The organism is Psychroserpens sp., from assembly GCF_034670085.1.
Classification (GTDB): domain Bacteria; phylum Bacteroidota; class Bacteroidia; order Flavobacteriales; family Flavobacteriaceae; genus Psychroserpens.
Window position 1 is genome coordinate 268,454 of record NZ_JAXMOD010000003.1, and the last position, 14,323, is coordinate 282,776.

The window sequence follows — 14,323 nt, forward strand, 5'->3', positions numbered from 1 at the left end:
ACTATTTTCTATACTTTTTTGTCAAAAAAACCACAGACAACACTAAAATACAGGGTACAACTACATACTTAAACTCACTGAATAGCACTTGCGCTCCCCATTCTGAAAAGAATTTTTCAATACCTATTGGTGATACTTTAATTCCTCTAAATGGAAAAAAATAGCGCTCATCATTAAAGGGGATGAGAAATCCAACACCTTTTCCACCTGAAGTCATAGCATCCAATATACCATGAGATACTGTTGCTAAGAAAAGGACACTAAAAAAGATAAAACGTTTGGTTTTTGAAAAGATAAAAGATATTGCAACGGACCAAAGTATGGCAAATGCAATGGAATGTGTAAAACCACGATGACCTAACATATGTTCATATGGAATCCCAAAACGAAAAGCTAATACATCGGCATCAGGAAGTATGGAAGACACGATAGCCAATAGTATTAAGATTTTTAATTCCCGTTTATCAACAACTTTCGTAATTGTATAGGCTAAAATACCATGACCAAAAAGAGATGCCATTAGGTTTTGTTTTTGGTATCAATTATAATAGTCACAGGACCATCATTTAATAGTTCAACTTTCATGTCTGCACCAAATTTTCCTGTTCCAACAGACTTTCCTAAATCTAATTCTAATTGGGTAATAAAAGCTTCATACATGGGAATAGCAGTCTCAGGTTTTGCAGCTTTGATATAACTCGGTCTGTTTCCTTTTTTTGTGCTTGCTTGAAGTGTAAACTGACTTACAACAATGGCATCGCCTTGAGTTTCTTTAAGCGAACAATTCATGACCTCATTATCATCAGAAAATATACGAAGGTTAGCGATTTTATTTGATAGCCATTTAATGTCTTCAGGTGTATCGTCATCTACAATTCCTACAAGTACGAGTAATCCATTTGCAATTGAAGCAACAATGGCTCCATCAATTGTGACACTGGCTTTTGATACTCTTTGTATAACTGTTTTCATAAACTGAAGGTATTTAGGTTATTCTTCCCAGTTATCAGTTCTATAATGTTCATCTTCACCTTCTAAAATTTGCAAATAACTTCTATATCTAGAATAAGAAACCTCATCGTTATCTAAGGCTTCTTTAACAGCACATTTTGGTTCTTCTTTATGCAAGCAATTATTGAATTTACAATCTTGTTTGAGGTTGAAAAATTCAGGAAAATAATCTCCAACTTCTTCTTTGTCCATATCAACCACACCAAAACCTTTAATACCTGGCGTATCAATAATTTTAGCTCCAAAACTCAAATCGAACATTTCAGCAAAAGTCGTTGTGTGTTGTCCTTGGCTATGTTGTGAAGAAATTGCTTTTGTCTTTAAATCTAAATCAGGTTCAATTGCATTTACTAAAGTCGATTTACCAACTCCAGAGTGACCAGCAAACATACTTACGGTATCTGTCATAAGCGCTTTAACCTTATCAATATTTTTACCCGTAACTGCCGAAATACCCATGCATTCATAGCCAATTTTCCTGTACACATGAGCTAAATATTTCACTTCATCTAAAGTCTCGTCACTATACGTATCAACTTTATTAAATAGTAATACTGTTTTAATCCCATAAGCTTCGGCAGTCACTAAAAAACGATCTATAAAACTGGTAAACGTTGGAGGATTATCGATGGTAATCAATAAAAAAACCTGATCAATATTAGAAGCAATTATATGGGTTTGTTTAGATAAGTTAACCGATTTACGAACGATGTAGTTTTTACGATCATGAATGGTATTAATCACACCTGTAATGGTATCGTTATCGGTTTCCAGTTCAAAATCTACCACATCACCAACCGCAATTGGATTTGTGCTTTTTATACCTTTTAATCTAAATTTACCTTTAATCCTACATTGATACACAGCACCCAGATTTGTCTTCACGGTGTACCAACTTCCAGTAGATTTATAAACGATTCCTGTCATGTAAAAAAGTATTAAGCAAAGTAACAATTTTAATTTCTATTAACATGAATGAAATCTCCTTGAATCAATATAAACGTACCTGGAATAAAAAATCAATACTATTATCTTTTAATTTTTGGGATCAAAACTATAATCTTAACTTAGTTACTTAATTTTTAAAACGCAACACTATGAAAAAATTAGTACTGTTAATAGCCCTTGGCTTTTTATCATTTTCTGATGCTTTTGCTCAGGTAGAATACAAAATCATTACAAGTGTCGAATCTATTGTTCCAAATGGATTGGGAAGATCAAGAATAGTTTCAGCATCTGAAGACAGAGATTACAAAGAGTTTACATCGCAAAGAAGTGATGACAAAGATGAAGACAAGAGAAATAAATCTGACAGAAGTGAGATTAGAGTTAAGAATTTTGAAGAAACAAAATTGTTGAATTTCTATAACATAGGCGGAATTCGTTTTCAAAACATTGCTGCTAACGATGCTGTTTTAACCTCCAAAGTTAATACTATGATTGAAGAAGGTTGGGAATTAGCATTTGTAACCAGTGCTGTTGAAAGTGCTGGAAAAGGAGACAATAACGGGATTTTTATTACACGTTTTATATTTAAACGAAACAAACAATAGGTATAAAAAAGCCTCGACATGTCGAGGCTTTTTTTATACTTTAATGATTAATAATCTTCTCTTGATGATTAATCGATTCTTGGTGAATGGCTTTAAACATGCGTAAAATAAATTCTTCGCTAAGTCCTTTCTCATCACCTTCCATAATCATTTTACCCAAAATCTCATTCCAACGTTTACTTTGCAACACAGCAACGTTCTTTTGCTTTTTAAGTTTTCCAATTCCATCGGCTACTTTCATTCGTTTTCCTAATAACTCGATAAGTTGATTATCGACGACATCAATTTGAGCTCTTAAATTATTAAGTTCGTTATTATATTCTGCTTCTGGATCTGTTTCTTTTCTAATTCTTAAATCGGTCATAATTTGCACCAAACGTTCAGGTGTGACTTGCTGAGCAGCATCACTCCATGCATTATCTGGATCGATATGTGTTTCAATCATTAAACCGTCAAAATTAAGATCTAAAGCCGTTTGCGACACATCAAATATCATATCACGTTTTCCTGTGATATGCGATGGATCATTAATTAAAGGCAAATCTGGAAACTTTGTTTGTAGTTCAATGGCGATTTGCCATTCTGGATTATTTCGATATTTAGATTTTTCATAAGTTGAAAAGCCTCTATGAATCACACCTAAATTTTTAATATCTGAAGATGCTAAACGTTCAATTGCACCTAACCATAAAGGTAAATCTGGATTTACTGGATTCTTAACCAGTACAATTTTATCGGTTCCTTTTAATGCTTCTGCAATTTCTTGCACAATAAACGGACTCACAGTTGAGCGCGCACCAATCCATAATAAATCGATATCATGTTCTAAGGCAAGTTCGACATGATTTCTATTGGCAACTTCTGTTGCTGTTTTCAAACCTGTTTCGGCTTTTACTTTTTGCAACCATTTTAAACCTAATGCACCAACGCCTTCAAAATTCCCTGGACGTGTTCTAGGTTTCCAGATACCAGCTCTATAATAATTCACATCAGTATCTTTAAGCTCATGTGCTATTTTTAAAACTTGTTCTTCGGTTTCAGCACTACATGGTCCAGCAATTACTAAAGGATGATTTAATCCTAACTTGTCTAACCATGTTCTCATTTCTTTTTTATTTTCCATAATCTATTTTAAGCAATTCCGTTTAATATGTCTTTTATATGATTTGTACTTTGCATTTCGTTGAATATCTCATCAAAATCATCAGATTCCATCAACGATTTAAACTGTTTTAAATTAGCGATATACTCATCAAGTGTTTCAATAACGTTCTCTTTATTTTGTTTGAAAATGGGTGTCCACATGGCTGGTGAACTTTTCGCCAATCGCACAGTACTTTCAAAACCACTTCCTGCCATATCAAAAATATCGCGTTCATTTTTTTCTTTTTCAATGACAGTTTTCCCTAACATAAATGAACTTATATGCGATAAATGTGAAACATAAGCAATGTGTTTATCATGTGCTTCAGGATTCATATATCTAATACGCATCCCTAAGTCTGAAAATAACTGCAAAGCTTTCTCTTGAAGTTTAAACGATGTTTTCTCCACTTCACAAATGATATTAGTTTTCTTCTGAAACAAACCATGTACAGCTGCTTTTGGGCCTGAAAATTCAGTACCAGCAATTGGATGCGTTGCTAAAAAATTACGACGCATTTGATGATTATCTACAGCCTTACAAACTGGATTTTTAGTTGAACCAACATCAATAACTAAAGTCGTTTCTGAAATAGCATCTAATACCTTTGGCAATTCTATAACTGCTTTGTCTACAGGTATAGCAAGCACAACTAAATCAGCATTTTTCAAATCTTCATAGCTTGCTTTTTCATCAATAAGATTGAGTTCTAAAGCCTTTACTAAATGCGAATCATCAGTATCTATTCCGAAGATTTTAGCCTGTTTGTTTTTAGACTTTATATCTAATGCGATACTACCGCCAATTAATCCAATTCCTATGATGTATACCCTATTCATTTTATGTCAATCTTGCTAAAGCTTCCTCTAATTGATCTTGAGGCGCGCAAAGTGATATTCTTATATATCCCTTTCCATTAGTACCAAAAATTGTTCCTGGTGCAATAAATATTCCTTTTTCCTTAAGTATTAAATCGATGTATTCTTCTGCTTCTAAATAATCTGGTAATTTACACCAAACAAATAATCCAGTTGCGTTTGAATCGTATGTGCAATTAAGTGCTTCGGCTATTTTCCAGACGACTTGACGACGTTGTTCATAAACACTATTAAGACTTACATACCACATATCTGAACAATTCAATGCTTCAATAGCACCTTTTTGTATGCCTAAAAACATCCCTGAATCCATATTACTTTTAACCCGTAAAACAGCATCAATATATTCGGTTTTTCCTAGTAACATTCCGACGCGCCAGCCAGACATATTAAAAGTTTTACTTAAAGAATTTAATTCCAAACACACGTCTTTAGCATCTCTATATTTTAGAATACTTCTTGGGTAGCGGTTTAAAACAAAACTGTATGGATTGTCATTAACAATTAATATATCATTACGTTTGGCGAAGGTTATTAAATCTTCAAACAGTTTATTCGTTGCTTGTGCTCCTGTTGGCATATGCGGATAATTCACCCACATAATTTTCACCTTTTCTAAACCTCTTTTTTCTAAAGCTAGTAAATCTGGAAGCCAATGATTGTCTTCAGTTAAATCGTAAAACACAGGTTTTGCTCCAACTAATTTAGTAACAGATTCATAGGTTGGATAACCTGGATTTGGAATTAACACCTCATCATCTACATTTAAAAACGCCATTGAAATATGCAAGATACCTTCTTTACTTCCCATTAGCGGTAATACTTCAGTTAATGGACTTAAAGGCACATTAAAGTGTTTTTTATAAAAGCCAGTAATTGCTTCTCTTAATTCTGGAATTCCTTTATAGCTTTGATATTTGTGAGCTCCATCTTCATTGAACGTTTCAACTAATGCATTAAGCACACGTTCTGGAGGATTTAAATCTGGACTACCAATCCCTAAATTAATAATTGGTTTCCCTTGAGATTTAAGTAAGTTTACTTCTCTCAATTTCTTTGAGAAGTAATACTCTTCAACATTATTTAGTCGGTTAGATATTGGTATCATAATCTTGCGTTTTTATATTCTCCCAATACTTTAAAATCCTGAGCCATGATTTTCATAATTGACTTTGCTTTCTGGTAATCGCTATAGGTTTCAAAAGTTACATCAACGAAAAAAGCATATTTCCAAGGTGTCTCAATTTTAGGGAGTGATTGTATCTTTGTTAAATTTAACTTACAATCACTTAAAACATTCAAAATAGTCGCTAAACTTCCTCTTTTATGGTCTAATTCAAATTTAATAGACGCTTTATTAATTTCAATCTCTGGTATTTCAGAATTTTTGGTCTTTACTATAAAAAATCGTGTCTCATTATGCTTTATGGTTTGAATACTTTCTGCTAAAATTTGGAGTTCAAATAATTCAGAAGCTAATCGAGATGCAATGGCTGCAACATTTTTTAATTGATTATTCTGAATGCGTTGTGCAACTTCAGCAGTGTCTTTATCTTCAATTAATTTGATATGAGGATAATTCTTAAAAAAGGCTTTACATTGTAATAATGCCATTGGGTGAGAATACACTTCTTGAATATCATTAATAGATTGATTTGGCAAAGCCATTAAATGATGCTGAATGTCTAAATAGTGCTCTCCAACAATATGTAAACCGTAATTATCTATTAACGCATAATTAGGAATGATAGAACCAGCAATAGAATTTTCGATGGCCATAATAGCGGCATCAGTTTTAGCCTTCAAGATACTATCAACCACACCATCAAAGGTTAGATGTTCTGAAACAGCAATCGTTTCATCAAAGAATTGTTTTGAAACAATATGATGAAATGACCCTTTAATTCCTTGTATCGCTACTGATGCTATCAATTTAGTTCATTCGTTTTATGAGATCCCGAAGCTAGTTCGAGATGGATTCAACTTTAGTTTTAGATTTCGCTTTTTATAGTTTATCAAAAAAAATTGAATCACAAAAAAAGTCTCGACTTTCATCGAGACTCATATTATATTTATTACTATAAATTATACATATAACGTCTCTCTCTTTTAGCTAAAAAAGAAATAAAACCAGTTATAATATGTACAATTGAATGTGTTCATGTTGCAATGATGTTGCTAATGTAATTATTATTTTAGGAAATCAAAATTGTTATACGTTATTTTTGAGTTTTACGTTACAGTTTTAAAGATTTCATAATTTAAAGGTAGGCATTCGTTATAATTACTATTTTTGAACAAACTACTTGATATATGTCTATTGAAGTTGAAAATATTTCTAAAGTTTATGGCGATCAAAAAGCGCTGGATAACATTTCATTTTCAGTTAATAAAGGTGAAATTGTTGGTTTCTTAGGTCCAAATGGAGCTGGAAAATCTACGCTCATGAAAATATTAACGACTTATATTAATGCTTCTGAAGGCCGAGCAAATGTGAATAGTTTTGATGTTACAGAAAGCAAGCAACAAGTACAAAATAGTGTTGGATATCTTCCAGAACACAATCCGTTGTATCTTGACATGTATGTTAAAGAATATTTAACCTTTAATGCTTCTGTTTACTCTACTTCTAAAACTCGTGTAAATGACGTTATTGAACTTACAGGTTTATCACCAGAAGCACATAAAAAAATAGGACAACTTTCAAAAGGCTATCGTCAGCGTGTTGGACTAGCAAATGCTTTATTACATGAACCAGAAGTTTTAATTCTTGATGAACCTACAACTGGTTTAGATCCCAATCAATTAGTAGATATTAGACATTTAATTAAAACGGTTGGCAAAGATAAAACTGTATTTCTTTCAACTCATATCATGCAAGAAGTTGAAGCTATTTGTGATCGTGTCATAATTATTAATAAAGGTAGAATTGTAGCGGATAAAAAACTCAAAGAGCTTCGTGACGATAAAGAGCAAATTGTTATTGTGGAATTTGATTATCGTGTAGAAGATGCATTTTTACTTAAACTTCCTAATGCAAAAACAGTTAAAAACACACATGATTTTGTTTATGAAATCACTTTTTCAACATCTGAAGATATGCGTTCTCATGTTTTTGATTTTGCACATGATAACGAATTAAAAATTCTTCAATTAAATCAAAAGAATGCAAGTCTAGAAAGTTTATTTAGGGAATTAACTACCGATTAACACTTATTCAAAAATCAATGTTCCAGTATAGAATTGTTCAACATTAACCGTTGGAGGAGTATTCACAATTATTACGTCACCAGTACTTCTAATTTCTCCAGTCAGGCTTTGTTGCGGATTAATAATCAAATCGTTGCTACTGCGCTGAAAAATATCGATGTTTTGAGCTATAAGATGTCTACCTTCAAAACGTGCATCACCAGAATAATAACCAATAAACAAATCTTCAACTACACCAGTTATAAAAATAGAAGACAAATTATTCACCACACAATTTAACTCCACACAATCCACGACGACATTAAAGTCACCATCTGTATTTACTTCTGCTTCAACATTAACATCTTCTGAAATTAATCTCAAATTATCAAATGCTAAAACACCATCACTACTTACTGTTAGTCCAGATCCATTTCTAATTTCAGTTAGATTTGGAGTACTGACATATACTTTTGTAATCCCGTAATCTCTACTGAAATTACAAGCGTTATTGTTGGTAATTAACAATCTATTATTTTCAACACTCACTTCAATATCATTTAACAGATACTCTCCCGTTTCAACAATTACTTTTTGTGTTGCAGCTTGTTTTACAATGAGTTCTACATTAGAAAACACTGTAATTTTAGTAAATTCACTTACTATAAACTCCTCTTGAATAATAGCTCCCGAATTTTGAAAACAATCTGGTGCATCTTCACTATTACAAGACAAAACTACCGTTGCACAAATTATTAATAGTAACTTTTTCATAATCTTACACCTATTCCAAATTCTACTGCTTCAGCTTTAGCTCCATGAGATTTTAGAGTAATTGCTCCAAAAAAATTATCTCCAAAGTAGCGTTTCATTCCAATTCTATTATAAACTCGTCCTTCAAAATCATAAGGGTAATATATATAATAACCCAATTGAGTGATGATAGACATTTTATTAATAAATAGCTCATGACCAACAAACACACCAACTCGTTTCCAATCTTCATCACCACTCACATTTAACTCAGGAAAGGCCACAGAATAATAATAAATAAGCTCTTCTAAAAATTTAGAAAAGAATACATCTGCACCAACTTGTATGGCACTTTTTCGATTCAAGCGTTTATCAGCATAACCTGACACAATATAAAATGGAAATTGTCCAACTCCAATCACATCGCTTTCATTAATACCTGTTCTAAAAGCCACATTATATTTGATATTCTCTTTGAACTTTTTGTCTTCAGTTGAAGGTATATATTCTGGTTCATTTTCATAATCAAGCATATAATTGGCTCCAACATTAAAAACGAATGTATTTGTAGACGTATTTGGCGCTTTAATATTGGCGTTAGAATAATGTATTACCGAAATACCAGCTTGCAATCCGAAACCTTTGAACAGCTTTTCTTTCTTATAATTAAACATCAAATAGGTCGTGCTTAGTAGATGAGAACCGTAGGCATTATTTTTAAAATTTGCCTCCTTATCGTAAGGATTGGAATTGTAAGCAATACCTTGACCCAATCTTAAATTAAGATGTCGTTTAAGAAAGTAAAAATTATAATGGGCATACAAACTATAATTCTCACCAAGAATATCGTTTTTCATATCCTGATAAATAAACGAAAATCCCCAATCTGGATAATTGAATCTACTTTCCCAATCTTTAAAACCGTATGTTTTTTTATTAAAACTTAAAATTAATCCTGTGGGATGTTCTGTAATTAAATGAGCAATGTCTGAGTTATGCTCGACAACAGAGCCATAAAACAGATGGGCATCTAACGTGAATATATTATCGTTTTGTTCTTGAGAAAACAAGAATCCACAGCAAAGGGAAAGAAAAATAGTAAGGTAAAACTTCATGAATTTTAATCTGAAACAAAAGTAACAGAATAATTGAAATATCATCTATGATATATCTGTTAGTGCATGTTTTAGTAATTCAAAAATGGTAGAAATATCCTCTTTTTTTGAAGTTCCGACAGATAATCTAAACCAGTTTGAATCTTTTGATGTTCCAAAAGCATAAAAAGGTACAATAGCTAACTTAGCTTCGGTTAGCAAATAGCTTGTCACTTCTTGTATTGTAGTTAGAGTTTTTCCGTTAGATGTGGTTTTTCCAATAAGATCAAACTGAACGGTTAAATACAAGGCAGCTTCTGGTTCAATGGCATTCACTGGAAAACCTTCAGATTTAAGCATTTGGAATCCGTCATAAAACCGATTCAACCTTAAATCCAATTCACTTTTAATATGATCTAAATACGTCGAAACTGCTTCGGTTTGATTTAAATACGAAGCTGTTGCCATTTGTTCTGCTTTAGGTGACCATGCACCAATATGACTTAACATCGCTTTCATTTTATTGATCACGTGAGCAGGTCCAAATGCCCAACCTACTCGAACTCCTGTTGCGGCAAATGCTTTTGAAATCCCATCAACAAAAATGGTATAATCTCGCATTTCAGGAACCAGCTCAACTGGATTATAGTGCACTGTTGAACCATAAGTTAATTGCCAATAAATTTGATCGTAAAGCACATATAGCGGTTTTAAATTCTTGTGTGCTCTGCGTTTATTTTCATCAACAACTAGCTTTGAGATTTCAGTCAAGGTTTGCTTATCAAAAGTAGTTCCTGTTGGATTTAATGGCGAACACAAGGCTATTAAATTCACATTCTGAATATGAGGTTTAATATCGCCAATTGTAGGCATAAATTTGTTCTCAGGCTTCGTTTCTACAATAACAGCATTATTTCTTGCCAAGTATGTATAAGCATCATTATTCCAAGACGGAACTGGATACAAAACAGTGTCATCAAGATCTAAAATAGTTTGGTAAATAGCATAAATTAAAGGTCTTGCTCCTCCAGAAATTAGGATTTCATTTTTAGAATAGTTGAGACCAAGGTTTTCTGATAAATATGAAGAGACACTTTCTCGCAGCACTTCCATACCGTTAGCTGCAGGGTAATTAGTTTGGTTGTTATGGTAAGCAGAAACGATTTCTTCCTTTAACTCCTTTGGAATAGGAAAAATACTAGCATCAAAATCTCCAATGGTTTGGTTATAAATAATTTCACCTTGTGCTTTAAGGTCATTAACTTCTCCAGCAATTTTTATGATTTCTGAACCCTTTAATCCTTCGGCTAATTTTGATGTTTGCATAACTATAAACTATATCGTTTTCGTTCTGCAAAAGTAAGGCATAATTAACGATTTTAGAAATGAAATTTCCTTCTTCAAAACGCACAAGTAAGTGTTTAATTTTTAGGGTTTTGTAAGAAATAATTTAGGAAGTTAATCACCGTTAGGTTTTATTGTTTGTTATAATATTTTTGTCGAATCACATCTGCAATAGGTACATTTTGAATCTTACTTTCTAACCAAGACATCACATCTAAATACAGAAAAGCTCTACGTTCATAAGGATGATCTTCATATTTTTTAAGTGTATCACGTAAATCTTCGAAAGCTTTTTTGATATCCTGAGGATATATATATTGAAGGTTTCTTAAAAATTTAATCATCTCTTTTTGAACTTCATACAAATCATTAGTCTTTATTAAAAATTTATAGGTGCTTTTCAGTAAAGCCTCAATATTATAATCTAAACCTGCTTCGTAATGTGCAACCAAATTTAACACACGAGCAAAGCATTGCAAATCTTCACGTATCAACAATGATTTATTACTAATGATCTTATCTAAATAATAAATACATTCTTTATTGTTTCCATGACCAAAATACATATTAGCAAATTTGTAATAGAAAATCATCACATGATGTTCATCCAACCTATTTTTAAACGAATCCAGTTCCTTTTTTATTTTAGGAATCCTATTCACGCCTTCTTGGAAACTTCCATCAATAAAATAAAGGTTGATCGTATTTAAATTAAGATATAGAAAGGTTAATGCCTGAACATTTTCATCATTGGGAAATTTCTTTTTTGAAGTAGCTTCTTGAAATTTTAGTAAATGGTTTTGAAATTTTTCTTTATTCCCAATAAAAAATAAGGCTTCCAAAAGATAATTGTTTCCTTTTAAAAAAAATACTGGATTTACAGTAATCATTTGTGGATATTCTTGAAATAAATCTACCCATTTGAGCGCATATCTATAACAGTTTTTAAAATCTTGCAATAAGAAACTATACCATAAATACACATTATACAACCAATATTTTTCTCTAAAACCAAGCTCTTTAAATTCAAATCTGGGAAATCTTTCGTAAAAATACGCTTGTATCTTTTTGCTTTCAGTTTCGTTTTTAATGTAACCAGATTTTAAAATAATACCATAAAGTTGAAGGGATAAATTAGATAGCTTACTCGAAATTACATTTAGTGTACTTAATTCTTTCGACTGAATCATTAATTCATCAGTTCTAGTACTAATCTTTCTTGTTATGTATTGGGATTCAATAATTTTTTCGAGCTCAACAATTTCGTAGGCTAAGGTTTTCTCTTCATTTTGAATAGCCACTTCCTTAGATTTATCTAAAATTTTTAAACTTTGTTTGTATAAGCCTTTATGATATAAAATGGAGGCAAAATCTAATTGTTCTCTAATTTGTGATCTAATATTTTGATGTGATGGATTTAGCTTTAAGCTAATTAAAATTTGCCTATATAAATGTGCTTTAACATTAGCTAATTGCTTCTTTTTAACAATTTCGCGCTCTAAAATAGCAGACTCATTATATACTTTTGATTTGTCTAAAAAATTAAAAAGATTTAAATATTTAGAATCTTGATTAACCTCTAATCGACCAACGTACAATTTAAATTGTCGTTTTTCAGATTTGGTTAAGGATTTAATTAATAAAAATAAATTGTCTTTTTGGTCTTTAGTCATCAAACAACATTTGATTTATAATCTTCAAGTTAAACAAAAACAGTTATAAATTAGCAAATTATTAATTCGTAAGCCAACAGAAAAATAAATTCTTGTAAATATCTTCTTAGATGTTACGACTAAGTAAGTCTTTGCCTAATAACATTAGTTTTTTATAACCTTTTAATTGTTCTTTCTCTAATTTCAATATTATATGTACTTTTGTCTTCAATAAAAAAAAAGAGGAGAAATTTGTTCTGATTGCAACCTCTAATACTGAATTCGTTTCAGTACCTGTTTGGAAATAACAGATTCTGAAATAAATTCAGAATAAAAAAAATGCTAAAGCAGTTACATTCTAACTTCTCTAGCGATTAAGCAATCTCAACACTATTTTAGAAACCAACATTTAAGAGATTATGGCATATTTATTTACTTCAGAAAGTGTTTCCGAAGGACATCCAGATAAAGTAGCAGATCAAATTAGTGATGCTTTAATTGATAATTTTTTAGCTTTTGATAGCGAATCAAAAGTTGCTTGCGAAACCTTAGTAACTACTGGTCAAGTGGTTCTTGCTGGTGAAGTAAAATCGAACACCTATTTAGATGTTCAAAAAATTGCTCGTGATACGATAAACAAAATAGGTTATACCAAAAGTGAATATATGTTTGATGGGAATTCTTGTGGTGTTTTTTCTGCCATCCATGAACAATCTGAAGACATTAATCGTGGTGTTGATAGAGCCAATAAAGAAGAACAAGGGGCTGGAGATCAAGGAATGATGTTTGGTTATGCTACTCGCGAAACAGAAAACTATATGCCTTTGGCATTAGATTTATCTCATCGAATTTTAAAAGAACTCGCCGACCTTCGACGCGAAAATAAAGACATAACTTATTTACGTCCAGATTCTAAAAGTCAGGTAACGATTGAATATAGCGATGACAATTTACCTCAACGCATCGATGCCATTGTTGTATCTACGCAACATGATGATTTTGCTAAAGATGACGTTATGTTAGCGCAAATCAGAAAAGATATTGTTAACGTTTTAATTCCAAGAGTGGTTGCCAAATTACCTGAACATATTCAAATATTATTTAATGAAGATATTACTTACCATATTAATCCTACTGGTAAATTTGTAATTGGAGGTCCTCATGGAGACACAGGATTAACAGGTCGTAAGATTATTGTTGATACTTATGGTGGTAAAGGTGCTCATGGTGGAGGTGCTTTCTCTGGGAAAGATCCTAGTAAAGTAGATCGTAGTGCTGCATATGCTACTAGACATATTGCAAAAAACATGGTTGCAGCTGGCATCTGTGACGAAATTTTAGTGCAAGTGAGTTATGCTATTGGAGTTGTTGAACCAACCTCAATATTTGTAGATACTTACGGAACTTGTCCTTTTAATATAACTGATGGAGAGATTGCTGAAAAAATCTCTGCAATTTTTGATATGCGACCAGCAGCTATTGAATCTCGATTAAAACTTCGTAGTCCTATTTACAGTGAAACGGCAGCTTATGGACATATGGGAAGAGATTCTGAAACAGTCACCAAAACGTTTGAACAACCCAATGGAGAACCGATTACTCTTGATGTAGAATTATTTACTTGGGAAAAACTAGATTACGTTGATAAAGTAAAATCTGCATTTGGATTATAGACTATAAAAATAAATTCTTAAGGCCTCTAAAC

Annotated in this window: 14 protein-coding genes; 3 read left to right on the forward strand and 11 right to left on the reverse strand. The window is 32.0% G+C overall.

Features of this window, described 5'->3' with window-relative positions; translation table 11 throughout:
- Position 1: 1 nt before the first annotated feature.
- The 3 genes from VOI25_RS07325 to rsgA are packed head-to-tail and all read right to left on the reverse strand — an operon-like array spanning position 2 to position 1,938.
- The gene (locus VOI25_RS07325; RefSeq protein WP_323788404.1) at positions 2 to 520 is read right to left on the reverse strand and encodes a metal-dependent hydrolase; all 519 of its coding nucleotides are present in this window, start codon (positions 518 to 520) and stop codon (positions 2 to 4) included.
- A complete protein-coding gene (dtd, locus tag VOI25_RS07330; protein WP_323788405.1) occupies positions 520 to 972 on the reverse strand; it encodes a D-aminoacyl-tRNA deacylase in 453 nt (150 codons plus the stop codon). The genes VOI25_RS07325 and dtd overlap by 1 nt, the downstream gene beginning before the upstream one ends.
- Before the next feature lie 18 nt (positions 973 to 990).
- Positions 991 to 1,938, reverse strand: coding sequence for a ribosome small subunit-dependent GTPase A (gene rsgA / locus VOI25_RS07335; RefSeq protein ID WP_323788406.1), 948 nt, complete (start codon positions 1,936 to 1,938; stop codon positions 991 to 993).
- Positions 1,939 to 2,108: 170 nt separating this feature from the next.
- Here rsgA and VOI25_RS07340 point away from each other — a divergent pair, with 170 nt between their 5' ends.
- Positions 2,109 to 2,564, forward strand: coding sequence for a hypothetical protein (locus VOI25_RS07340; protein WP_323788407.1), 456 nt, complete (start codon positions 2,109 to 2,111; stop codon positions 2,562 to 2,564).
- 40 nt (positions 2,565 to 2,604) lie between these two features.
- On the opposite strand, the gene VOI25_RS07345 is transcribed toward VOI25_RS07340, so the two are convergent.
- Genes VOI25_RS07345 through VOI25_RS07360 form a run of 4 tightly spaced genes read right to left on the reverse strand, consistent with a single transcriptional unit; the run spans position 2,605 to position 6,518 of the window.
- A complete protein-coding gene (locus VOI25_RS07345; RefSeq protein WP_323788408.1) occupies positions 2,605 to 3,687 on the reverse strand; it encodes a bifunctional 3-deoxy-7-phosphoheptulonate synthase/chorismate mutase type II in 1,083 nt (360 codons plus the stop codon).
- An 8-nt stretch (positions 3,688 to 3,695) separates the two neighbouring features.
- The gene (locus VOI25_RS07350; RefSeq protein ID WP_323788409.1) at positions 3,696 to 4,547 is read right to left on the reverse strand and encodes a prephenate dehydrogenase; all 852 of its coding nucleotides are present in this window, start codon (positions 4,545 to 4,547) and stop codon (positions 3,696 to 3,698) included.
- Position 4,548: 1 nt separating this feature from the next.
- A complete protein-coding gene (locus VOI25_RS07355; protein ID WP_323788410.1) occupies positions 4,549 to 5,694 on the reverse strand; it encodes a pyridoxal phosphate-dependent aminotransferase in 1,146 nt (381 codons plus the stop codon).
- Positions 5,691 to 6,518, reverse strand: coding sequence for a prephenate dehydratase (locus tag VOI25_RS07360; RefSeq protein ID WP_323788411.1), 828 nt, complete (start codon positions 6,516 to 6,518; stop codon positions 5,691 to 5,693). The genes VOI25_RS07355 and VOI25_RS07360 overlap by 4 nt, the downstream gene beginning before the upstream one ends.
- Positions 6,519 to 6,899: 381 nt before the next feature.
- On the opposite strand from VOI25_RS07360, the gene gldA reads away from it, so the two are divergent.
- Positions 6,900 to 7,796, forward strand: coding sequence for a gliding motility-associated ABC transporter ATP-binding subunit GldA (gene gldA, locus VOI25_RS07365; RefSeq protein ID WP_323788412.1), 897 nt, complete (start codon positions 6,900 to 6,902; stop codon positions 7,794 to 7,796).
- A 3-nt stretch (positions 7,797 to 7,799) separates the two neighbouring features.
- Here gldA and VOI25_RS07370 read toward each other — a convergent pair whose 3' ends face one another.
- The 4 genes from VOI25_RS07370 to VOI25_RS07385 all read right to left on the reverse strand — a co-directional run bounded on the left by VOI25_RS07370 (position 7,800) and on the right by VOI25_RS07385 (position 12,639).
- The gene (locus VOI25_RS07370; protein ID WP_323788413.1) at positions 7,800 to 8,549 is read right to left on the reverse strand and encodes a head GIN domain-containing protein; all 750 of its coding nucleotides are present in this window, start codon (positions 8,547 to 8,549) and stop codon (positions 7,800 to 7,802) included.
- Positions 8,546 to 9,643 (reverse strand): acyloxyacyl hydrolase, encoded by a 1,098-nt coding sequence (locus VOI25_RS07375; RefSeq protein WP_323788414.1) that lies wholly within the window; start codon positions 9,641 to 9,643, stop codon positions 8,546 to 8,548. Before VOI25_RS07375 ends, VOI25_RS07370 begins: the two co-directional genes overlap by 4 nt.
- A 45-nt stretch (positions 9,644 to 9,688) precedes the next feature.
- Positions 9,689 to 10,948: a pyridoxal phosphate-dependent aminotransferase gene (locus tag VOI25_RS07380; protein WP_323788415.1), complete on the reverse strand. Its 1,260-nt coding sequence runs from the start codon at positions 10,946 to 10,948 to the stop codon at positions 9,689 to 9,691.
- 149 nt (positions 10,949 to 11,097) lie between these two features.
- Positions 11,098 to 12,639, reverse strand: a complete 1,542-nt coding sequence (locus tag VOI25_RS07385; protein ID WP_323788416.1) for a hypothetical protein — start codon at positions 12,637 to 12,639, stop codon at positions 11,098 to 11,100.
- 398 nt (positions 12,640 to 13,037) lie between these two features.
- Here VOI25_RS07385 and metK point away from each other — a divergent pair, with 398 nt between their 5' ends.
- Positions 13,038 to 14,291 (forward strand): methionine adenosyltransferase, encoded by a 1,254-nt coding sequence (metK, locus tag VOI25_RS07390; protein ID WP_323788417.1) that lies wholly within the window; start codon positions 13,038 to 13,040, stop codon positions 14,289 to 14,291.
- The last annotated feature ends 32 nt before the right edge of the window (positions 14,292 to 14,323 follow it).

Excerpts from the sequence above, each read along its gene's own strand:
- VOI25_RS07325 (WP_323788404.1), bottom strand. The coding sequence starts at position 520 with ATGGCATCTCTTTTTGGTCATGGTATTTTAGCCTATACAATTACGAAA.
- dtd (WP_323788405.1), bottom strand. The coding sequence starts at position 972 with ATGAAAACAGTTATACAAAGAGTATCAAAAGCCAGTGTCACAATTGAT.
- rsgA (WP_323788406.1), bottom strand. The coding sequence starts at position 1,938 with ATGACAGGAATCGTTTATAAATCTACTGGAAGTTGGTACACCGTGAAG.
- VOI25_RS07340 (WP_323788407.1), top strand. The coding sequence starts at position 2,109 with ATGAAAAAATTAGTACTGTTAATAGCCCTTGGCTTTTTATCATTTTCT.
- VOI25_RS07345 (WP_323788408.1), bottom strand. The coding sequence starts at position 3,687 with ATGGAAAATAAAAAAGAAATGAGAACATGGTTAGACAAGTTAGGATTA.
- VOI25_RS07350 (WP_323788409.1), bottom strand. The coding sequence starts at position 4,547 with ATGAATAGGGTATACATCATAGGAATTGGATTAATTGGCGGTAGTATC.
- VOI25_RS07355 (WP_323788410.1), bottom strand. The coding sequence starts at position 5,694 with ATGATACCAATATCTAACCGACTAAATAATGTTGAAGAGTATTACTTC.
- gldA (WP_323788412.1), top strand. The coding sequence starts at position 6,900 with ATGTCTATTGAAGTTGAAAATATTTCTAAAGTTTATGGCGATCAAAAA.
- VOI25_RS07370 (WP_323788413.1), bottom strand. The coding sequence starts at position 8,549 with ATGAAAAAGTTACTATTAATAATTTGTGCAACGGTAGTTTTGTCTTGT.
- VOI25_RS07375 (WP_323788414.1), bottom strand. The coding sequence starts at position 9,643 with ATGAAGTTTTACCTTACTATTTTTCTTTCCCTTTGCTGTGGATTCTTG.
- VOI25_RS07380 (WP_323788415.1), bottom strand. The coding sequence starts at position 10,948 with ATGCAAACATCAAAATTAGCCGAAGGATTAAAGGGTTCAGAAATCATA.
- VOI25_RS07385 (WP_323788416.1), bottom strand. The coding sequence starts at position 12,639 with ATGACTAAAGACCAAAAAGACAATTTATTTTTATTAATTAAATCCTTA.
- metK (WP_323788417.1), top strand. The coding sequence starts at position 13,038 with ATGGCATATTTATTTACTTCAGAAAGTGTTTCCGAAGGACATCCAGAT.